Genomic DNA, 20,882 nt, shown 5'->3' on the forward strand with positions numbered 1-20,882 from the left:
AGGGTAGGGTGAGGGTGGTTTAATCCCATGACCACAACCTTAACCTTCTCCTTTATCCAGCGTTCCCTCGTTCCGTTCGCCCATGATTACGCTCATGGTGACAGCGAGCCGTGGCATGAGCACGACTGCGCGCAGCTGCTGCACACCCTGAGCGGCGTGGTACGGGTGGATACCGCATCAGGTTGTTGGGTTGTGCCTCCCGGTCGCGGCGTCTGGCTGCCGGCGGGGACCCGCCACTCGCTTCGCATCACCGGCAACGTGGCGGCGCGAACGCTGTTTATCGATCCGCTGGCGCGGGCCGATCTCCCGGCCACTTGCCAGATCGTGCAGATCGCGCCGCTGCTGCGCGAGCTGATCCTCGTCTCCCTTGGTTTACCTGAATCGTACTCACCCGGAAGCCGGGATGAGCGCGTCTATGAGCTCATTCTCGATGAAATCCGCACTATGCCGGTGCTGCCGTTTCACCTGCCGGAGCCGGAAAGTGAGGCGTTACGTCGCCTGTGCCTGCAAATCCGGCAAAGCCCGGGTGAAAGCTGGAGCAGCGCGCAGGCTGCGAGCATGATGAACATGAGCGAGCGCACCCTGAACCGCCATTTTCAGCAGCAGACGGGATTAAGCTACGGAGAGTGGCTGAGAAGGGCGCGCCTGCTGGAAGCCTTAGTGCGGCTGGCGCAGGGCCAGCCGGTATTACGCGTGGCGCTGGATTTGGGGTACGGCAGCCACAGTGCCTTTACGGCCATGTTCCGTCGGGTGATGGGCGTCTCTCCCAGCGATTACTTTAAGAACGACTGACGGCGTTAAAGAGCGCCTGAAGCGACGCGCGCGCCACGTCGCTATCAATGCCCACGCCCCAGCGGCTGCTGCCGTCCTGGAACAGACAGCGGATGTAGGCCACCGAGCGGCTGTCGCTGCGTTCACCTAACGTATGCTCGTGATAATCCTTAATCACGAACGGGGCGTTGACCCAGCTGCTTAAGCCCTGAGCGGCGGCGGAGAGCAGACCGTTGCCCTGACCTTCCAGCTGGCGCGTTCCTCCCTGTGTGACGACGCTGGCCGTCAAACGCAGCTGGCCGTCCTGCTGGCTGTCGCTGCGGTAGGATTGCAGCGCATAGTGCGGCGTTGCCACCAGGCCGTAGCGGGTGCGGAACAGCTGCCACAGTGCATTTTGCGTCATCTCTTTTCCGTGACGATCGGTTTCCTGCTGCACGTGCTGGCTAAAATCCTGCTGCAGGGCGCGGGGCAACTTCAGACCATGGTTCTGTTCGATCAGCCACGCGCTGCCGCTTTTTCCTGACTGGCTGTTCACGCGGATCACCGCTTCGTAGGTGCAGCCAATATCCTGCGGATCGACGGGCAGGTAGGGCATCTCCCAGCGATCGCCAGGCCTGCGGGCATCAAAGCCTTTTTTGATCGCGTCCTGGTGTGAGCCGGAGAAGGCGGTATAGGCCAGCCGTCCTGCCCACGGATGGCGCGGATGCACCGGCAGCTGATTGCAGGTTTCCACCACTTCCACCACCCGGTTCATATCGCTAAAGTCCAGATTCGGGCTAACCCCCTGGCTGTAGAGGTTCATTGCCAGCGTCACCAGGCAGACGTTGCCCGTACGTTCCCCGTTACCAAACAGGCAGCCCTCCACGCGGTCAGCCCCCGCCATTACGGCCAGCTCCGCGCAGGCGACGCCGGTACCGCGGTCATTATGCGGATGCACGCTGATGCAGACATCGCGGCGGCGGCTAAAGTGGCGACAGAAGTACTCGATCTGGTCGGCATAGACGTTCGGCGTGCTCACTTCGACGGTGGCGGGTAAGTTGATCACCATTGGCCGTTCGTCGCACGGCTGCCAGATCTCCGCAACGGCTTCACAAATCTCCAGCGCAAACTCTGGCTCGGTAAAGCAGAAGGTTTCCGGGGAGTATTCATACTGCCATCGGGTGTCCGGGTTCTCTTCACACAGCTGACGAATAAGCCGCGTGGCGCGCGTCGCCAGCTCGACGACTTGCGCTTTCTCCATGCCGAACACCAGGCGGCGGAACAGCGGGGCTGTGGCGTTGTAGAGATGGACGGTGGCCTGCTTCGCGCCGCGCAGGGATTCAAAAGTGCGATGGATGAGATCTTCCCGTGCCTGAGTGAGCACCTGAATCGTCACGTCATCCGGGATGCGGCTCTCTTCAATCAGCTGGCGAACAAAGTTGAAATCCGTCTGCGAGGCGGAAGGAAAAGCGACCTCGATCTCTTTGAATCCGCAGCCCAGCAGCAGGTCCCAGAACTGCAGCTTGCGCGCGCTGTCCATCGGCTCGGCAAGGGCCTGGTTGCCGTCGCGCAGGTCGGTTGAGAGCCAGCGCGGCGCACGAGTGATGCGTTGCTCCGGCCAGCGGCGGTCGGGCAGGGAAAGGGTCGGATAGGGTTGGTACTTGTCGGCGGGTGTGTTCAGCATGATGCGCTCCTGTTGTCTTTTCACTATCGTGAATCGATTTCAGGCACGCTGCTTTATCGGAACTGACAATGGCTGTCGCGTTCTGGACACGGTGCGGTTTTTTGCCGGATGGCGGCTACGCCTTATCCGGCCTACGTTCGTAGGCCCGGTAAGCGCAGCGCCACCGGGCAACTGTCACAGAACTAGTGCGCGCCACCGCCGCCGCTACCGGCGCCAAACGGTGGTTTAGCAAACCACACCAGCCCCAGCAGGACGATAAAGATCCCCGCCGATATCCAGAAAATCTCGTTGGCCGAGATAATCAGCCCCTGGTTGGTGATCTGCTGGGCAATCCACCCTGACGCCTGCTGCTCCGTCATACCCATTCCCTGAAGCTGGTTGTACATTTCGCGGGAGTTCGGGTTGAACGGGTTCACCGCTTCGGTCAGCTGCGCATGGTGCATCGATTCACGGTTAGTCCACAGGGTGGTGGTGATCGAGGTACCGATGGAGCCCGCCAGCGTTCGCGTAAAGTTCGACAGGCTCGACGCCGCCGCCATGCGCTCAGGCGGTAAACCGGAAAGCGTGATGGTGGTCAGTGGCATAAAGAAACACGCCACGGCAAAGCCCTGAATAAACTGCGGCCACGCGGACGCGCCAAAGTCCATTCCCGGTTCGAACGTATACGCGCGCCAGTAGAAGCATACGGCGTACATGATAAAGCTGAACGTCACCAGCCTGCGCATGTCGAGCTTGTGGGCGAAGCGGCCAATAATCGGCGACAGCAGAACCGGAATCAATCCAACCGGTGCCGAGGCTAAACCTGCCCAGGTTGCGGTGTAGCCGTATACCTCCTGCAACAGCTGAGGCAGCAGTACAATCGCGCCGAAGTAGAGCATGTAGGCGAGGCTGATACACAGACAGCCTATGGTGAAGTTTCGCGACTTAAACAGCGACAGGTCGACTATCGGGTTATCGTCCGTCAGCTCCCAGACAATCAGGAAGCTCAGCGACACCACCGCGACAATCGTCAGGATGATGATCTCCCGGGAGTTGAACCAGTCCAGCTCTTTGCCCTGGTCGAGCATAACCTGCAGGCTACCGATGCCGATAACCAGCAATGCCAGACCAATGGCGTCGATACGCCGCTGTTCCGTCCGGGTTTCTCTGCCGCGCAGCGTCTGGAGCGTCAGCATTACTACGATGGCGCCAATCGGTACGTTGATGAAGAAGATCCAGCCCCAGTGATAGTTGTCGCTGATATAGCCGCCTAAGATAGGCCCGCAAATCGGGGCGACAATCACGGTCATTGACCATAGCGCAAGCGCAATTGAGCGTTTGGCGGGCGGGTAGTTGTTCAGCAGTAAACTCTGCGACAGCGGAATCAACGGCCCGGCGACAATCCCCTGAATAACGCGGAAGAATATCAGCATCGTCAGGCTGCTGGACATGCCGCACGCCCAGGAGGCAAGAACGAACAATACCGTCGACCAGAGGAACAGCTTCACTTCACCGACGCGCTTTGCCAGCCAGCCGGTAATCGGAATGGAGATGGCGTTTGCCACCCCAAACGAGGTAATGACCCAGGTCCCCTGGCTCAGAGACGAGCCAAGGTTACCGGCGATGGTCGGGATCGCCACGTTCGCGATGGTGGAGTCCAGCACCTGCATGAATGTCGCAAGAGAGAGCGCAATGGTCATGATGACCAGCTGCGCCCCTTCCAGCGGTTTTTGCGGCTTTTGCTGTTGCATAACGCTCACCTTCGGATTAACCAGCGTTTGCCTTCACGATGTCATCGATCAGCTTGTTGACCGGATCGAGGCTAATTTCACGGGCGTTACTTTCATAAGCCGGGCTGCTGCGCACCTGGCTTGCCAGGATCTGACCGTCGCGGTTGGCGGTGTCGACCGTCACCAGCGTAGAGAGGCCGATACGCAGCGGGTGATCCGCCAGCTGTTTGGCATCCAGCTCAATACGCACAGGCAGACGCTGAACCACTTTGATCCAGTTACCGGTGGCGTTTTGCGCAGGCAGCAGGGAGAAGGCGCTGCCGGTCCCCATATCCAGGCCGACCACTTTACCGGTGTACTTCACGTCATCGCCGTAGATGTCGCTGACAACCGTCGCGGTCTGGCCGATACGCATATGGGCAAGCTGTGTCTCTTTAAAGTTGGCATCTACCCACAGATTGTCTGCCGGCACGACCGCCATCAGCGGCGTGGTTGGGCTAATCTGCGCCCCTGGCTGGACGGAACGACGGGAGACATAGCCGGTCATCGGGCTGACGATTTTAGTACGCTGCAGGGCAAGCCACGCGTTGCGCACTTCAGTCGCCGCCTGCTGAACGGCGGGCTGGTTTTCCAGGCTGGTGCCTAGCACCATCGCCTGGTTGGCGTTGTACTGTTGAATGGCCACATCCAGCTGTGCCTGAGCGCTGGCCACGGCATCGCGGGCGTGCTGCAGCTCTTCACGGCCAATCAGGTTAGCCGTGCCGAGCGGCACGCGGCGGTTCAGGTCGCTCTGCGCCTGCGCCAGTGCCGTTTTCTGCACGTCGATGTTGGCCTGCAGCTGTTTGCTGTTGATCATCAGCTGGCGGGTCTGACGGACGCTGGAGGCCAGCGCGGTCTGTGCTTTTTCAAACGCCTGCTGGGCGTCGGTTGGATCGAGGGTCACCAACACATCGCCTTTTTGCACAAAGTCGGTATTGTCAGCCCAGACTTTCGTCACGCTGCCCGACACCTGCGCCATAATTTGTACCTGGTTCCCTGCTACGTACGCGTCGTCAGTCTCTTCAGCATGACGCAGTACTAAAAACCAATAGATCCCATATGCCACGGCAATAATGATAAAGAGCAAGGTCAACAGAAGAAGGGCGCTCTTACGTTTGCCTTTCTTGTTGGCCGGTTGCTGCGGGGTAGTGCTCTCCGCATTTGCGCTCATTGTAGTTCTCCACGATCTTCTTATTTTCACATCGGCTGAGCCGACCTGTTGTCAGAAAGGCCAGCAGTGTGACGTGCTGGCCTGTCGGTTTTCTTATGAATCTGGAATGGTGAGCGTGTCGTCGCGTTAGCGCAGCGCCTCAAGAACGGCGCCGTCTTCATCCATCTGGTCAAGACGGGTGAGCAGCTTGCGAGTGATGTGCTCAAGCTGGTCGCGCTCGGCGGTGCTGAGGACAGACCAGAGTTTGTGCAGGCAATTGTGCTGAGGTGGCAGCACCTCGCGCAGGAACTGGTGACCTTTATCGGTCAGTTGCAGATGCAGGCAGCGGCGATCGTTGTCGCTTTCACGGCGCTCAATCCAGCCACGCTTTTCGAGTTCATCGGCAATACGGGTCGCATTGGTACGGGAAGAGCCCAGCGCGCAGCTCAGTTCGGAAGGCTGAATGCTGTGATTTTCCTGAGACTCCAGCGTAATCAACGCCATAAACAACGTCTCGTTAATCCCTTGAGCTTTCAGCATTTTATTACGGTTTTCCAGTAGCTTACCCTGCATGTGCATGCACAGGCGAGTCAGCAGGATTTCCTGGTACGGGAAGTCCTCATGGCGACTGGCGCGGAATTTAAGCATTTGTTCAATGGGCGTAAACGAACTATCCATTTGGGCATAACCTCATTAATTACAGCCGATATAGTAACGATAGTGACAAATAATGTAAATGAATTATTTGTGCGGTTATATCCGCCAAATCAATGTCACCATCAGAAAGCGCCGGGTAAGTCCGTGACCCGGTGAGCACAGAAAGCGTAGGGTGTGAACCCGCTGAAGAGAGGATGTGAGGACGGGGGTCTGAACTATTCATGCCGATTGTAAATATGTCACCCACATTAAAATTTCTGGGATAAATGATTACGTTTACATTAACAGAGTGAAAGGCCTCTTAACACCCTAAGAGGCCAACGCAATGTAAAACTTAGTGAATTGCATCCTGGCGATGGTAACCACGCCACCATACTAGCAGGTTAAGGGTGGCGACGATGGCCCCGATCGCACATACCCCCGACCAGCCTGCATGCTGCCACGCCGACGCTGAAATGAGCGAACCCGCCGCGCCGCCAATGAAGTAGCTGGTCATGTAACCGGCCGTCAGGCGGTTACGCGCCTCTGGCTTCACGCGATAGATGACGGTCTGATTGGTGATGTGAACGCCCTGAACGGTGAGATCGAGCACCAGGATGCCGACGATCAGCGCCAGCACCGAGACGTGCCCATACCAGATTGCCGCCCAGGAGAGCAGAAGTAAAATCAGCCCTGCGGAGGTGGTCAGGTGGGATTTACCCTTGTCGGCCAGCCCGCCTGCGGGACGCGCGCCCAGTGCGCCTGCGGCACCGGCCAGACCGAACAGGCCAATCACCCCTTCGGAATAATTGAACGGCGGCGCTGCAAGCAGAAACGCCATCGACGTCCACAGAATGCTGAAGTTAGCGAAGGTGAAACAGCCCAGCAGGGCGCGGGTGCGCAGAAGCTTATCCTGGGTGAACAGACTGAAAACGGAGGCCAGCAGTTGAGGATAGTTCAGGTGGTTGTCCTGCTTCACTTTTGGCAGCCCGCGCCACAGCGCCAGCGCCATGATGACCATCAGCACGCTCGCTACCCAGTATACGGTGCGCCAGCCGCCGAGGCTTGCCAGCAGCCCGGCAACGGTACGCGCCAGCAAAATCCCCAGCAGCAGGCCACTCATGATGGTGCCCACCACCTTGCCGCGTTTTTCCGGGGAGGCGAGGGTCGCGGCGAGCGGGACCAGAATTTGCGCCACCACGGAGAACAGCCCCGTCAGCGCGGTACCGACGATCATCATCGTCAGCGACTGGCTGCTGGCGGTGATCAGCATCCCACCGGCGGCCAGCAGGGTCATGGAGACGATCAGCATTCGGCGTTCAAACATATCGCCGAGCGGCACCAGGAACAGCAGTCCGGCGGCATAGCCGAGCTGTGCAGCGGTGACAATAAAGCCTGCGGAGCTGGCGGAGAGATTGAACGCGCGGGCGATGGTGTCGAGAAGAGGCTGCGCGTAATAGTTGCTGGCGACCGCCAGACCCGTTGCCACGGACATTAAAAGGATGAGTGCGGGGCTAAGCCCTTGAGTGGTTTTTGTCATTAGTTTCAGGAATCGTTAGTTGAGTGATTATTTTTCCGGAAACCATAATAGCTAATGATTGTGAATGTTGGGGGATTGTTATGTGTGTGTTTGTGCGGTTAATCCCCTCACCCCAGCCCTCTCCCCAAAGGGGAGAGAGTGTATAAAGTCCCCTCTCCCCTTTGGGGAGAGGGTTAGGGTGAGGGGCAGGGGGTTGTTTTTACTTCTGCGCCGCAAGCGCCTCTTTCACCCAGCCGTCAAACTGCTGCTGGTGGGCTTTGATCCAGCCGTCCACGTGGCCTTTCACATCCGCTTCGGAGGATTTACCCGCGTGCATCATCGCGTTCTGGGCGTTGATGTCCGCCAGCGGCAGCTTCATCACCGAGAACAGCTTCGCCGCCGCCGGATTTTTCTCCGCCCAGGCTTTGTTGGCCACGATATGCATGGTGTTCACCGGGAAGCCGTAGTTCATGCCGTTCGGCAGCTTGGTGTCGATGTCTTTCTGCTCGCCCGGCAGGGAGGAGAACGGCACCTGCAGCCACACCACGTCTTTACCCGGCTTCAGCACGTCGCTCACCCAGTACGGCGTCCAGGTGTAGTAGATCACCGGTTTACCCTCTTTGAAGCGGGCAATGGTGTCGGCCATCATCGCTGAATAGTTGCCGTGGCTCACGTCGACCGTTTTCGCCAGATCGAAGGCTTTGTTCTGGTGATTAATCACCGCTTCACAGCCCCAGCCCGGCGAGCAGCCCATCATGTCGGCCTTGCCGTCACCGTTGGTGTCGAACAGTTTGGCGATCTTCGGATCTTTCAGCTGTTCAATGTTGGTGATATGGTACTTATCGGCGGTTTTCTTGTCGATCAGATAACCCTGCGCCGCGCCGGTCACGAAGGTGCCTTCGCGGTAGAATTTCTTGTCGCCACCGGCGGCGGCATACATATCGTCGTGCAGCGGCTGCCAGTTCACCGCGGTGAAGGTGGCGTCACCGGAAGCAATCGAAGTGTAGCCCACGTTGTAATCCACTTCGCTCGGCGTGTTGACCGTGTAGCCCAGCTTCTCCAGCGCGCGGCTGACGATCAGCGTCTGGAAGCTCTCTTCCGAAATGGTGCTCTGCACCGGCTGCACGGTAATGCCTTTGCCCGGCAGGTCAGCCGCGAAGGTGCTGGTGGAGACAAGGGTGGCAAACGCTGTGGCAAAAAGTACGTTATGTCGCATCGTTGTTCCTTATTTTGACTTCGTGAAAGGGCGGGTGAGTAACCCGACAGGGCCGGTGGTATACCAGCGACGGTTGCCGCGACTGCGTGAATCACGACCGACGGCCTGAGTCAGGCGGTCAAGAATAATGGCGAGGATCACGATGCCGACGCCGCCGACGGTGGCCAGCCCCATGTCGAGGCGGCCAATGCCGCGCAGCACCATCTGACCGAGACCACCAACGGCGATCATCGAGGCAATCACCACCATTGAGAGTGCCAGCATCAGCGTCTGGTTAACGCCCGCCATGATGGTTGGCATGGCCAGCGGGAGCTGAACCTTAAACAGCATCTGGCGCGGGCTGGCACCGAACGAGCGTGACGCTTCGATCAGGTCCGCAGGCACCTGGTTGATCCCGAGAATGGTCAGACGAATAATCGGCGGCAGGGCAAAGATAATAGTGACCACCACGCCCGGCACGTTGCCGATGCCGAACAGCATCACGATAGGCACCAGATAGACGAACGCCGGGGTGGTCTGCATTGCATCCAGCAGCGGACGGATAATCTTCGCTGCCCGCGGGCTGCGCGCCAGCCAGATCCCCATCGGCAGGCCGATGACAATGCAGAAGAGCAGGGCGGTCAGCACCAGTGCCAGGGTGATCATCGCCTGCGACCACGCGCCAATCGCGCCAATGGCAATCAGCGAAATCAGCGTGGCGACCCCCATCCCGGCGCTGCCAAACTGCCAGGCGATCAGAGAGAACAGGATAATGGCGACCGGCGCCGGCATGCCCAGCATCAACTGCTGGAAGCCGTTCAGGATGTAATCCACCGGGATGCGGATCCCCTGGAAAACCGGACGGAAGTGCGTGACCACCCAGTCGATCCCCTCCGTCACCCAGCTGTCCAGCGGGATCAGCGTTTTATGGAACGGATCCATGATGTTGAAGTGTTCTGGCGCAGGCGCGGGTGCGCTGTTCAGCCAGTCTGCCGCGCCGCCGTCGGCTGGGGCTGGCGTGGAACCCCACGCGTCGGCGGATTGCGCAGCGCTGTCCGCTGCTTCAGTGGTGCCCCACGGGTTTGATTGATCAGCCATTGTTTGCCCCCTCGCGATCTAAAGCCTGCAGCAGCATCCGTTTTGAGATGATGCCGACGTACTGTTGTTCCTCGCCCACGACCGGCACGGCGCACGGCGCCTGCCCTACGTGAGAGAGCAACTCGCTGAGCGGCGTTTCGGCGTCCACTGCAAGCGGAGCGTCAATTAACGCCGCATCGATTCCCCGGTTTTCGCCAAGCGCGGTTTTCAGGGAGTCGATGGAGACAACGCCAACAAATTTATTGCCGCGTTCAACCAGATAACCGTATTCACGGTCTTCGTCCTGCAGCAGCTTAAGCGCCGAGCGCGGGCCGAAACCTGGGGTTTTACGAATAATGCCGTTCGGCGTTCGACGGGCAATATCTTTGGCGCTAAAGACCTGGCTAATATCCACGCCGCGGAAGAAGGTGCGGACATAATCGTTCGCCGGATTATTGAGAATTTCATCCGGCGTGCCGACCTGCACCACTTCACCGTTTTGCATAATGGCAATACGGTCGCCAATACGCATGGCTTCATCCAGATCGTGGGAAATAAAGACAATGGTTCGCTGATGTTTAGCCTGTAATTTTACCAGCTCATCCTGCATCTCGGTGCGAATTAACGGATCGAGGGCGGAGAAGGCTTCATCCATTAATAAAATATCTGGATTAATGGCTAATGCGCGGGCTAATCCAACGCGCTGACGCATACCGCCGGAAAGTTCATCCGGGTACGCATGCGCATAATTTTCCAGCCCGACCTGACGCAATGCATCAAGGGCTTTTTCCTGACGTTCCTGAGCCGGCGTGCCGGCTAATTCCATGCCGAAGGCGGTATTATCCAGTACCGTCATGTGCGGCATTAGCGCGAATGACTGGAACACCATTGCGATCTTCTTTCTGCGCACCTCGCGAAGCTCAGCGTCTGATATTCTGGCGATATCCACGCCGTCAATCAGCACCTGCCCGCGGGTGGGTTCAATCAGGCGATTGAGAAGGCGAACCATAGTGGATTTACCCGAACCGGATAATCCCATGATGACAAAAATCTCGCCTTCTTCAATGGCCAGACTGGCGTCTTTAACGCCAAGCGATAGCCCGGTTTTTTCCAGAATTTGCTCTTTCGTAAGGCCTTTTTCAATATATTTGAATGCGCGCTGCGGATGCTCGCCAAATACTTTATAAAGATTTTTCACTTCTAATTTAATTGCCATGCAATAGAGAGTGTCCTGTTATTTGTTTATGTCGATATGATTACCATGGTAAATTGTTAACGGGCATAACCCTAACATACTGAGAATCTGAGACAACCCTGGGTTTGCTTATGACGTGAATTTTAAGGGAAGCGAAACGGCTGAATTTCCCATGAATAAAGGGCTGAGAGCGTTTTGAATTTTTCTCAATTTTTTGCTGCTGCATCGGGGAATTTCGCCTGGATCGGAATGATTCAGGCGAATATGACTCGGAAATGACAGTGTAGTTGCTTTGTAAATATTAGAGAGGAAATTGTTGGGTTTATATTAAATTAACGAACGTTAACGTTCATTAAAAATCCCAGTCTTCATCCTCGGTTTCCACCGCTTTGCCCATCACGTACGATGAGCCCGACCCGGAGAAGAAATCGTGGTTTTCGTCGGCGTTGGGCGACAGCGCGGCCAGAATCGCCGGGTTCACCTCCGCCATCTCCGGTGGGAAAAGCGCCTCATAACCCAGGTTCATCAGCGCCTTGTTGGCGTTGTAGCAGAGGAAGGCCTTCACGTCGTCCTCCCAGCCGGTGCCGGCGTACAGTTCCTCGGTATAGCTCAGCTCGTTGTCGTACAGATCCATCAGCAAATCGAGCGCAAAGCCTTTAAGCTCCTCGCGCTTTGCCTCGCTGACTTTCTCCAGCCCTTTCTGATACTTATAGCCGATGTAATACCCGTGCACCGCTTCATCACGAATGATGAGCCGAATCAAATCGGCGGTGTTGGTGAGCTTGCCCCGGCTCGACCAGTACATGGGCAGCCAGAACCCGGAATAGAAGAGGAACGATTCCAGAAACACGCTGGCGATCTTCTTCTTCAGCGGCTCGTCGGCCCGATAATACGTCAGCACCAGCTCCGCTTTTCTCTGCAATGACTCGCTCGCTTCACTCCAGGCATAGGCCGCGTCCACGTCTTTGGTCTGGCACAAGGTGGAGAAAATCGAGCTGTAGGAGCGGGCGTGCACCGCCTCCATAAAGCTGATGTTCGACATCACCGCCTCTTCGTGCGGCGTCAGCGCGTCACTCATCAGAGCCGGTGCGCCGACGGTATTTTGAATGGTATCCAGCAGCGTCAGGCCGGTAAAAACGCGGATCGTCAGCTGCTGCTCGGCGTGGTTCAGCGTTTGCCAGGCCGGAATATCGTTGGAGAGCGGGACCTTTTCCGGCAGCCAGAAGTTGCTGGTCAGGCGGTTCCACACCTCCAGGTCTTTGTCGTCCTGGATTTTGTTCCAGTTAACGGCACTCACGCGTGACAGTTTCATCCTTTCTCCTTACAGCGCGCAGGACACGCAGCCTTCAATTTCGGTGCCTTCCAGCGCAAGCTGGCGCAGGCGAATGTAGTAGAGCGTTTTGATGCCTTTCTTCCAGGCGTAGATCTGCGCTCTGTTGATATCCCGCGTGGTGGCGGTATCCGGGAAGAACAGCGTCAGCGACAGCCCCTGATCCACGTGTTTTGTCGCCTCGGCGTAGGTATCAATGATTTTTTCCGGCCCGATCTCATACGCGTCCTGATAGAGCGCCAGGTTCTCATTGGTCATAAACGGGGCAGGGTAGTAAACGCGTCCGGTTTTGCCTTCCTTACGAATTTCAATTTTCGATACGATCGGGTGAATGCTCGAGGTGGCGTGATTGATATAGGAGATCGAACCGGTTGGCGGCACCGCCTGCAGGTTCTGGTTGTAGATGCCGTAGCGCATCACGTCGTCACGCTGCTGCTGCCACATCTCACGCGTCGGGAGGGTAATCCCCGCGCGAGCAAACAGTTCGCGCACTTTTTCGGTTTTCGGCTGCCAGTTGCCTTCCAGATACTGGCTGAAATATTCCCCGCTGGCGTAGCGGGACTGCTCAAAGCCCGCGAAGCGCTGGTCGCGCTCGCGCGCCAGCATCATTGAGGTGTGCAGCGCGTGCCAGGTGACGGTGTAAAAATAGATATTGGTGAAGTCCAGTCCTTCCGGACTGCCGTAGGCGATGCCTTCCCTCGCCAGATAGCCGTGGAGGTTCATCTGCCCCAGCCCGATGGCGTGCGACGCGGCGTTGCCCGCCTCGATGGACGGCACGCTGCGGATGTGGCTCATGTCCGACACCGCTGTCAGCCCGCGAATGGCGGTTTCTATCGTGCGGCCAAAGTCGGGTGAATCCATGGTGTGGGCGATATTCAGTGACCCGAGGTTACAGGAGATGTCTTTGCCGATCTCCGCGTAGTCCAGGTTTTCGTCGTAGGCTGACGCGCTATTGACCTGCAAAATCTCCGAGCACAGGTTGCTCATGTTGATGCGCCCGGCAATCGGGTTCGCGCGGTTCACCGTATCCTCAAACATGATGTACGGATAGCCGGACTCAAACTGAATTTCGGCAAGCGTCTGGAAGAAATCGCGGGCGTTGATGGTTTTTTTGCGAATGCGATCGTCGGCCACCAGTTCGTCGTAGAGCTCGCTGATGGCCACGTCGCCAAAGGCCTTGCCGTAAATTCGCTCGATGTCATACGGCGAGAAGAGCGCCATCTCGGCATTCTCTTTGGCGAGCTTAAAGGTGATATCCGGGATCACCACCCCCAGCGACAGGGTTTTGATACGGATTTTTTCGTCGGCGTTTTCGCGTTTGGTATCGAGAAAACGCAGAATGTCCGGATGGTGCGCGTGCAGGTAAACCGCGCCCGCGCCCTGGCGCGCGCCAAGCTGGTTGGCATAGGAGAATGCATCTTCCAGCATCTTCATCACCGGGATCACGCCGGAGGACTGGTTTTCGATGCGCTTGATCGGCGCGCCCGCTTCACGCAGGTTAGAGAGCAGAAACGCCACGCCGCCGCCGCGTTTGGAAAGCTGCAGCGCCGAGTTCACCGCGCGGCCAATCGACTCCATATTGTCTTCGATGCGCAGCAGGAAGCAGGAGACCAGCTCACCGCGCTGGGCCTTGCCGCAGTTGAGAAAGGTTGGCGTGGCGGGCTGGAAGCGTCCGGAGAGGATCTCGTCGGTGAGCTGCTCCGCCAGCGCTTCATTACCCTGCGCCAGGGTCAGCGCGACCATCACCACGCGGTCTTCAAAGCTTTCTAAGTAGCGTTTACCGTCGAAGGTCTTCAGGGTATAGCTGGTGTAGTATTTCCACGCGCCAAGGAACGTCTGGAAACGAAAGCCGCTGGCATGGGCGCGTTCAAACAGCTTCACGACGAAGGCGCGTTCATAGCGGGTGAGGACGCGCGCGTCGTAGTAGCCCTCGTTAACCAGATAGTCGAGACGTTCATTCTGGCTTGCAAAAGTCACGCTGTTGGGCCGCACGTGGGCGGCAAAAAAGGCATCCACCGCCTCACGGTCTTTATTAAACTGAATGCGTCCCTCCCGGTCATAGAGGTTAAGCATGGCGTTTAATGCGTGGTAATCCGGCGTCGCCTGCATTACCCGTTCTGCGGTTGTCGTTGCCAAAATTCGTTCACTCCTTTACGCACGTTTTCGACGTCCTGCTGCGTCCCCATCAGCTCAAAGCGATAGAGATACGGCACGCCGCACTTTTGAGAGATGACATCTCCGGCGCGGCCAAAGGCATCGCCGAAATTGCGATTCCCCGCCGCAATGACGCCGCGGATCAGCTCCCGGTTATGGGGATCGTTCAGAAAGCGGATCACCTGGCGAGGCACAGAGCCCGCCGTACCGCCTCCGCCATAGCTGGGCACCACCAGAATGTAAGGTTCCTCTACCCGGATCCGCTCCCGCTCGTTAAGGGGAATGCGCACCGCAGGCAGCCCGACGCGCTCAATAAAGCGGAGCGTGTTTTCCGAGCTGCTGGAGAAGAACACCAGTCTGCTCATGCCCGTGCGGCCTGCGCGGCGATGCGGTTGATCATGTCCGGGCGGAAGCCAGACCAGCTGGTCTCCCCGGCCACCACCACCGGAAGCTGACGGAAACCCTGCGCGCGAAGGGTATCGGCGGCCTCGGGCTGCTGGTCAATATTCACCATCTCAAACGCCACGCCGCGGCTTTCCATTGCCCGTTTGGTCGCGTGGCACTGAACACAATCGTTACGAGTGTAAATAATAATGCTCATGATTCGTATTTCCATTTAAAATGAGAGAACGGCGCGAGTCATCGCGTCAGGTTGTGTGTGTCTTGCTAAAAGGAATACTAGATGTAGTTGTCTTAAGTTTCAACCATACAAGATATGGGAAATTTAGATTGATGTTGTCCCGATGATGAGCACAGCGGGGCAGGGCAGGCTATACGGGTTTTACAGGCGAGAAGGCAAAGAAAAGCCCCGGCAGCCACTGACCACCGGGGCAGATAACGGTGCGTGAGCGGGTTATTTACGCAGGCTAAGCAGAGCGCCCACAAAGATACCGACGGCCGCTACCGTGCCGAGCGTACAGAGCGGTTTCTCGCGCACGAAGGTCGTTGCGCAGCTGACCGCATCGCAGGCAGCCTGTGTCGTACGCGTGCGGCCGTTTAAGCGTGCGCGGGTTTCACGGAGCAGAGACTGAGCCTTACGTTTTGCGGCATCCGCTTCGTCCTTCGCGTCACTTCCCCAGGACTTCAGCACCTCTTCGAGCGTGTCCGCTAATTGGCTGACATCATTACGAATATCCTGAGCGTCGTCATTAATATCGTTTCGGTTCGGTCTGTTAAACATACGATCCTCCGTAATTTTGTGTTCCCGTTCAGTTTAGTTCAGAAATTTAATATCTGAAGCGCATCACGCGTTATCCGGCAGTTTATGGATTATTCTGAAAGCCCTGCTAATGCTGAATACTGTAAGGTTGCCGGGCAGGAAAAGATAACGAGGAAAAGATATGTATTTACGACCTGATGAGGTGGCGCGCGTTCTTGAAAAAGAGGGATTCACCATGGATGAGGTGACACCAAAAGCGTATGGATATCGCCGTGGCGATAATTATGTTTACGTTAATCGTGAAGCAAGAATGGGACGTACCGCTCTCATTATTCACCCGACGCTGAAAGACAGAAGTCTGTCATTTGCTGAGCCTGCCTCGGATATTAAAACCTGCGATCACTATCAGCAATTTCCGCTCTATTTGGGCGGTGAACGGCATGAGCATTATGGTATTCCGCATGGCTTCAGCTCACGCATGGCGCTGGAGCGGTTTTTGAAGGGACTGTTTGGCGACGTACAGTAAATTCGCGACTGGCGTGCGCCAGTCGCTTCACATCACGCTTTTGCCTGACTGTACTGGCTGACTTTAAACAGGCGGCGGCAGTAGTCGAGGAAATAGCCGTAAACCGCACCCATCAGCATTGAAATCACAATATTCGAACTGACCGCCGCAGCGATCTGGTGCCAGTCTGCACCCACTGTCAGCAGAATGGCCACGTAAACCGGCGACTGGAACGTCACATAGGCCAGGACGTCCGCCAGGTTTTTCACCCAGCCTGCGGGGCTGATACGACGCGCAAAACGCATGACGGCATCGCGGTATAAGCCGTAAGGCCATGCAATAATTATATTGACCGGGATCGCCACCAGACGAGAAGAAAGTGACTGCTCGAAGGACATTCCGGAGAGGAATATTTCGATCAGCATGTTCACAACGGAACAGTAGACAACCATCGCGAAAGTATCCGCCACGGCATGGCGAAGGCGTGATTGCGGTGAGAACATGTCTGAACTCCTTGAGAAGAACACAAAAGAAACGATTTTCCTGAAGCGATTAGTGCTTTAGGTTGGTTTGCTTGACGTGTATAGCGTATATCTCTGCGTTTGAACTAACAACTAGTGATTAATTTTTATTTAATCGCCTTTTGTCCACAAAATTCTCTAAAAATGATTGTTTTTTATCCGGTTCGTTATAATCTGTCTCGATTGGCTGTTTTTTCAGGTAAATCAGATGGTTGGTGTTTATGGCGCCAGGGGGGGAATCGTTCCTCTTGTGCGAGGCGTAGAATGCTGAAATTTTGATTAAAGCTGACCATTTATATTGATGCGATGATTGAATCCATGCGTATCCCGCAGGCGTTATAAGATAATATTCGCAGTGATATTTAAACATATTTACCCTACAGGCAGGGCGCCCCCACGGGTAGATATTTCAGCGGAAATGAATTATTCTGTCGACGATTTATCTATTTACCCTAAAGAGAAGGTTTTCAAATAATATGTCTTTGACGTTACAGAATCTTAATAATATCCGAACTCTGCGCGCCATGGCGCGTGAATTATCCCTGGACGTTCTTGAGGAAACGCTGGAAAAGGTCAGGGTCGTTACTGAAGAGAAACGGAGTGAGCTGGCGGAATTAGAGCAGCAGCGTGCTGAACAGCAGGAAAAAATTAATGCCCTGCTGGAACTGATGAAAGCCGATGGTATTTCACCGACTGACCTTCTGGGCTCTGAAAGGGCGCTGACGGGTAATCCAGCGAAAAAGCGCAAGCCGCGTGAAGCAAAATATCGTTTTATTGACCAGAACGGTGAAGAGAAAACGTGGACCGGCCAGGGCCGCACGCCGAAGCCTATTGCCAACGCGCTGGCAAACGGTAAATCGCTGGATGATTTTCTGATCTGACAGGTGAGCCGGGCGGTACACGCCGCCCGGCTGGCTGTTCAGCAGACGCCGAAATCGCCTTCTTCGGTATACGGCGCCACATCGGCAGCTTTCAGAGTATATTTCTCGCCTTGCTCATTGCTGGCCTGAACCGCCACAATGCTGTCACCGTTCACTTCGAGCACTTTCAGTTTCGGGCCGCCTTTACGCGGTTGCACATAATCACCGACAGAAAACATATTACCTCCTCATCGTTTTAGCGATCTTCACCTTAGCCCACGCATGGCGCCGGGTACAGCGTATTTCACCGATTACTGCTTATGAGGTACGCCGGTTCCAGGGCATTACCCTGAGCAGTCGCGCCATACCGCAAAAGCCCGTCACACCGGCGAACAGCAGCCCGGCTCCGACAAAACCGCTGAGCAGGAAAAAAGCGCCGGAGACGCTATAGCCCAGCACCACGCCGCAGAGAATGAGCAGCCCGGCAGCAATTTGCACCTGACGCATCAGTGGCAGCGGCTGGGATTTGTCTTCGACGGTCGGCAGCCCGGCCTGCTTCCAGCCCTGAATGCCCCCTTCGACCACAAATGCCTGAGCGGGCGCGGCGGCCCGCGCAAGGCGGTCGGCATTGCCTGAGGTGCGGGCACCAGACTGGCAGTGAAAAATCACCGTATCCCTCGCCTGAGCGTTAAGACCGCCGGGTAAGGTATCCAGCGGCACGGACTGCGCGGCGGGAATATGCTCGCGGGCGTACTCGTCGGCATCACGAATATCAATCAGTTTTGCGCCTTCAGCGATGCGGGCGCTGGCCTCGCGCGGTGAAATAAGGGGAAGTGACATGGCGGCTCCTTACGGGCAATAAAGGGTTTTCAGGGTGCTGATGAGCTGATGCACCGCATCGTTTTTAATGAAATAGAGAATGCGCTGCGCGTCGCGGGTGCTGTCGATAAGACCTTCCTCACGCATGCGCGCCAGATGCTGCGACGTGGCGGAAGGACTTAGCCCCGTCGCGCGGGCCAGTTCCCCCGCGCTGGTGCCGGGGGCGCCGCACAGGGTGCAGAGGATCAGCAGCCGACGCGGGTTGCTCATCGCTTTTAAAAGGTTTGCGGCCTGCTCTGCGCTGGCCTGAAGCTGTTCGAGTTCGGTCATGATAGTTTAGTATTTGCTTAATTAAGATAATGCTAAAGTAATTGTGCGCATTATGCCAGCGTCAAAAGCGTAAAAGAGGGTAAACGCAGGGGAGAGAACTGGCGCAGACAGGTAAACTGGCTATGCTTAGAGATAGTTCTCTTTATTATTTTCAATGGATTAGCTTGCACGGAGTTTTGATATGGGTTTTTGGCGTATTGTTTTTACCATCCTGTTGCCGCCGCTGGGCGTGCTGTTGGGCAAAGGTTTCGGCTGGGCGTTTATTATCAACATTATTCTGACGCTGCTGGGTTACATCCCGGGTCTTATCCATGCCTTTTGGGTTCAGAGTAAGAACTAAGCACGCCAGAGTAAGTCGCTGTAGATCCCGGTCAGCACGCCCTGGGGGCCAAACTGCTGTTTGATCCAGCGCGTGACCTGGCCGGTCGCGGCATGCTGCGTGGCAAGCAGCATGCGCGAGTCCTGACGCGGGTTATTGATACGCCGCGTCACCAGCAGCCCGTCTTCCACCGCTTCCCGCGCCATATACTCCGGTAAAAAACCTATCCCTTCACCCAGGATCTGACACTGGCATTTGGTATTAAAGTCCGGCACCAGAATGGCTTCCTGTCCGTGCAGCAGCCAGCCGACCTTCTTGTTAATGGTATGCGCAGTATCTTCCACCATGATGTTGGGGTACAGGCGCAGCTGGCTCTCCGCTATCGGTTCCGGGACGAAGGCCAGCGGGTGTTCCGGCGCGATGGCAAAGACCCAGCGGATGGCGCCGATCTCGGTGTAGTCAATCCCGCCGCCGTCGAGCAGCGTGTCCGGTGCGCCGATGGCGATATTGGCCTGGTTGTTGATGATGGAGTCCCACACGCCGTTATAGACCTCCGTGGTGACGGTGATCTGGCAGGTGGGAAACTGCTTTTTCAGCACCTGCAGAAGCCGCGCAGTATGGCGCGGCGTATACAACAGCTGGTTAATACAGATGCGCACCCGCGCCTCGATGCCCTGTGAGATGGTATCAATCCCGCGCTTGATGGCGTGAAAGTCGTTAAGCAGGTCGGTGGCCTTACGGTAAAAGTAAAAGCCGGACTCGGTCAGCTCAATGCTGCGCGTGTTACGCACAAACAGCACGACGTCCAACCCGGTCTCCATGCGCTTAATGGTGTAGCTGATGGCGGACGTGGTGACGCCCAGCTCGGCGGCGGCTTTGCTGAAGCTGCCGAAGCGTGCGGCGGTAGTAAAGGCCAGCAGGTTCTCTTCGGTAAAGATGGAATTCATATCTCACTCCCTTCAGCCATCAGTTTTGAACATATTTTAACAGCGTTGTTACAACGCATTTGAAGCCGATCACAGTTCTGGATCTTTGCTTAAAGCCCTGGTGCATAAGGCTTCATCAGGCATAAGCATAATGCAGTCTCGAGCGCTAAAAAGCGGAAAAACATAAGAAAAAGGTTGCACAGACGCACGTTTTGACTGGTTTGTTGAATTTAACTCAACAATGAATTGACTGTCGATGAATCATTTTTAAGCGGATTCTTTTATGACCAGGCTGTTGCTATTCTCAGGTCAACAGAAATAAAAACATCAGGAGTCTGAATATGTCTGCAACTGAACTCGTTACTGAATTTCTGCTGGCGGCAGAGGAGGGCAATAGCGATGCGCTAAAAGCCTGCCTGGAGAAAGGCGTGGATATTAACGCCACCAACCGCCAGAAAAGAACCGCCGTTATTATTGCCAGCCTGAAAAAACATTATGCCTGCGTAGAGTTATTAATTGCCGCCGGAGCGGATATTGATAAACAGGACCAGACCTGCTTTAACCCTTTCCTCATTAGCTGCCTGACGAATGATTTAACTCTCCTGCGGCTGGTATTACCCGCGAACCCGGATCTCGACCGCCTGACGCGTTTTGGCGGCGTGGGCATTACGCCAGCCAGTGAAAAAGGGCACGTGGAGATCGTACGCGAGCTGCTGGAAAAAACCGATATCAACGTCAACCACACCAACTTTGTTGGCTGGACGCCGCTGCTGGAAGCCATCGTCCTAAACGACGGCGGCGCAAAGCAGCAGGCGATCGTGAAGCTGCTGCTGGATCACGGCGCGAACCCGCACATGACCGACAAATACGGCAAAACCCCGCTCGAGCTGGCGCGGGAGAAAGGCTTCACTGAGATTGCCGACCTGCTGCTGGCGGCGGGCGCGTAAAGCAACCTGCCAGTCATTTCCGGCTGGCCGTTAATTCAAAAGTATTTTTACCGACGTG

At 56.3% G+C, this 20,882-nt stretch carries 23 protein-coding genes; 5 read left to right on the forward strand and 18 right to left on the reverse strand.

The genetic code is table 11. From position 1 onward, the window contains the following. Positions 1-27 precede the first annotated feature (27 nt). Positions 28-792 (forward strand): AraC family transcriptional regulator, encoded by a 765-nt coding sequence (locus tag AC0TOY_RS18370; RefSeq protein ID WP_473722307.1) that lies wholly within the window; start codon positions 28-30, stop codon positions 790-792. On the opposite strand, the gene leuA is transcribed toward AC0TOY_RS18370, so the two are convergent. The 13 genes from leuA to AC0TOY_RS18435 form a co-directional block, all read right to left on the reverse strand. Continuing rightward, the gene (gene leuA / locus AC0TOY_RS18375; protein WP_473722308.1) at positions 779-2,434 is read right to left on the reverse strand and encodes a 2-isopropylmalate synthase; all 1,656 of its coding nucleotides are present in this window, start codon (positions 2,432-2,434) and stop codon (positions 779-781) included. The two genes, AC0TOY_RS18370 and leuA, sit on opposite strands and share 14 nt — an antisense overlap. A 182-nt stretch (positions 2,435-2,616) precedes the next feature. Beyond that, positions 2,617-4,164: a multidrug efflux MFS transporter permease subunit EmrB gene (gene emrB / locus AC0TOY_RS18380; protein WP_024907690.1), complete on the reverse strand. Its 1,548-nt coding sequence runs from the start codon at positions 4,162-4,164 to the stop codon at positions 2,617-2,619. A gap of 16 nt (positions 4,165-4,180) precedes the next feature. Then, on the reverse strand, positions 4,181-5,353 hold the full coding sequence (gene emrA, locus AC0TOY_RS18385) for a multidrug efflux MFS transporter periplasmic adaptor subunit EmrA (RefSeq protein WP_045909303.1): 1,173 nt from the start codon (positions 5,351-5,353) through the stop codon (positions 4,181-4,183). 126 nt (positions 5,354-5,479) lie between these two features. Further along, positions 5,480-6,010 carry a transcriptional repressor MprA gene (gene mprA / locus AC0TOY_RS18390; protein WP_023333174.1) on the reverse strand — a complete coding sequence of 177 codons (531 nt, stop codon included), beginning with the start codon at positions 6,008-6,010 and terminating at the stop codon, positions 5,480-5,482. Between the two features lie 313 nt (positions 6,011-6,323). Next, positions 6,324-7,508, reverse strand: coding sequence for an MFS transporter (locus AC0TOY_RS18395; protein WP_024907688.1), 1,185 nt, complete (start codon positions 7,506-7,508; stop codon positions 6,324-6,326). A 199-nt stretch (positions 7,509-7,707) separates the two neighbouring features. After that, entirely contained in the window at positions 7,708-8,703 is a 996-nt protein-coding gene (proX, locus tag AC0TOY_RS18400; RefSeq protein WP_032647997.1) for a glycine betaine/L-proline ABC transporter substrate-binding protein ProX, read from the reverse strand. A 9-nt stretch (positions 8,704-8,712) separates the two neighbouring features. Beyond that, the gene (proW, locus tag AC0TOY_RS18405; RefSeq protein ID WP_148768864.1) at positions 8,713-9,780 is read right to left on the reverse strand and encodes a glycine betaine/L-proline ABC transporter permease ProW; all 1,068 of its coding nucleotides are present in this window, start codon (positions 9,778-9,780) and stop codon (positions 8,713-8,715) included. Then, the gene (gene proV, locus AC0TOY_RS18410; RefSeq protein WP_024907685.1) at positions 9,773-10,975 is read right to left on the reverse strand and encodes a glycine betaine/L-proline ABC transporter ATP-binding protein ProV; all 1,203 of its coding nucleotides are present in this window, start codon (positions 10,973-10,975) and stop codon (positions 9,773-9,775) included. Before proV ends, proW begins: the two co-directional genes overlap by 8 nt. A gap of 331 nt (positions 10,976-11,306) precedes the next feature. Beyond that, positions 11,307-12,266, reverse strand: a complete 960-nt coding sequence (gene nrdF, locus AC0TOY_RS18415) for a class 1b ribonucleoside-diphosphate reductase subunit beta (RefSeq protein WP_473722310.1) — start codon at positions 12,264-12,266, stop codon at positions 11,307-11,309. 9 nt (positions 12,267-12,275) lie between these two features. Beyond that, positions 12,276-14,420 carry a class 1b ribonucleoside-diphosphate reductase subunit alpha gene (gene nrdE / locus AC0TOY_RS18420; protein WP_473722312.1) on the reverse strand — a complete coding sequence of 715 codons (2,145 nt, stop codon included), beginning with the start codon at positions 14,418-14,420 and terminating at the stop codon, positions 12,276-12,278. Then, positions 14,393-14,803, reverse strand: coding sequence for a class Ib ribonucleoside-diphosphate reductase assembly flavoprotein NrdI (nrdI, locus tag AC0TOY_RS18425; RefSeq protein ID WP_267217508.1), 411 nt, complete (start codon positions 14,801-14,803; stop codon positions 14,393-14,395). Before nrdI ends, nrdE begins: the two co-directional genes overlap by 28 nt. Continuing rightward, a complete protein-coding gene (nrdH, locus tag AC0TOY_RS18430; protein WP_008502570.1) occupies positions 14,800-15,039 on the reverse strand; it encodes a glutaredoxin-like protein NrdH in 240 nt (79 codons plus the stop codon). The genes nrdI and nrdH overlap by 4 nt, the downstream gene beginning before the upstream one ends. Positions 15,040-15,291: 252 nt before the next feature. Then, positions 15,292-15,618, reverse strand: coding sequence for an ElaB/YgaM/YqjD family protein (locus AC0TOY_RS18435; RefSeq protein ID WP_008502569.1), 327 nt, complete (start codon positions 15,616-15,618; stop codon positions 15,292-15,294). 160 nt (positions 15,619-15,778) lie between these two features. On the opposite strand from AC0TOY_RS18435, the gene AC0TOY_RS18440 reads away from it, so the two are divergent. After that, complete coding sequence (locus AC0TOY_RS18440; RefSeq protein WP_024907681.1) at positions 15,779-16,123, forward strand: DUF2002 family protein; 345 nt, start codon at positions 15,779-15,781, stop codon at positions 16,121-16,123. A 32-nt stretch (positions 16,124-16,155) separates the two neighbouring features. On the opposite strand, the gene alaE is transcribed toward AC0TOY_RS18440, so the two are convergent. Continuing rightward, positions 16,156-16,605, reverse strand: a complete 450-nt coding sequence (gene alaE / locus AC0TOY_RS18445; protein ID WP_008502567.1) for an L-alanine exporter AlaE — start codon at positions 16,603-16,605, stop codon at positions 16,156-16,158. A gap of 494 nt (positions 16,606-17,099) precedes the next feature. Here alaE and stpA point away from each other — a divergent pair, with 494 nt between their 5' ends. Next, positions 17,100-17,504: a DNA-binding protein StpA gene (gene stpA / locus AC0TOY_RS18450; protein ID WP_024907680.1), complete on the forward strand. Its 405-nt coding sequence runs from the start codon at positions 17,100-17,102 to the stop codon at positions 17,502-17,504. Between the two features lie 38 nt (positions 17,505-17,542). Here stpA and AC0TOY_RS18455 read toward each other — a convergent pair whose 3' ends face one another. From AC0TOY_RS18455 to AC0TOY_RS18465, 3 genes are all read right to left on the reverse strand, one after another. Continuing rightward, complete coding sequence (locus AC0TOY_RS18455; protein WP_023308920.1) at positions 17,543-17,722, reverse strand: YodC family protein; 180 nt, start codon at positions 17,720-17,722, stop codon at positions 17,543-17,545. A 79-nt stretch (positions 17,723-17,801) separates the two neighbouring features. Then, entirely contained in the window at positions 17,802-18,323 is a 522-nt protein-coding gene (locus AC0TOY_RS18460; RefSeq protein WP_157189635.1) for a rhodanese family protein, read from the reverse strand. A 9-nt stretch (positions 18,324-18,332) separates the two neighbouring features. After that, complete coding sequence (locus AC0TOY_RS18465) at positions 18,333-18,632, reverse strand: ArsR/SmtB family transcription factor (protein WP_024907677.1); 300 nt, start codon at positions 18,630-18,632, stop codon at positions 18,333-18,335. 181 nt (positions 18,633-18,813) lie between these two features. On the opposite strand from AC0TOY_RS18465, the gene AC0TOY_RS18470 reads away from it, so the two are divergent. Then, on the forward strand, positions 18,814-18,972 hold the full coding sequence (locus AC0TOY_RS18470; RefSeq protein ID WP_032645235.1) for a YqaE/Pmp3 family membrane protein: 159 nt from the start codon (positions 18,814-18,816) through the stop codon (positions 18,970-18,972). On the opposite strand, the gene AC0TOY_RS18475 is transcribed toward AC0TOY_RS18470, so the two are convergent. Then, on the reverse strand, positions 18,969-19,898 hold the full coding sequence (locus tag AC0TOY_RS18475) for a LysR substrate-binding domain-containing protein (RefSeq protein ID WP_025759721.1): 930 nt from the start codon (positions 19,896-19,898) through the stop codon (positions 18,969-18,971). The genes AC0TOY_RS18470 and AC0TOY_RS18475 overlap by 4 nt on opposite strands. 320 nt (positions 19,899-20,218) lie before the next feature. Here AC0TOY_RS18475 and AC0TOY_RS18480 point away from each other — a divergent pair, with 320 nt between their 5' ends. Further along, entirely contained in the window at positions 20,219-20,824 is a 606-nt protein-coding gene (locus AC0TOY_RS18480) for an ankyrin repeat domain-containing protein (protein ID WP_024907675.1), read from the forward strand. Positions 20,825-20,882: the final 58 nt, after the last annotated feature.

The organism is Enterobacter sp. PL_is379 (assembly GCF_055817355.1).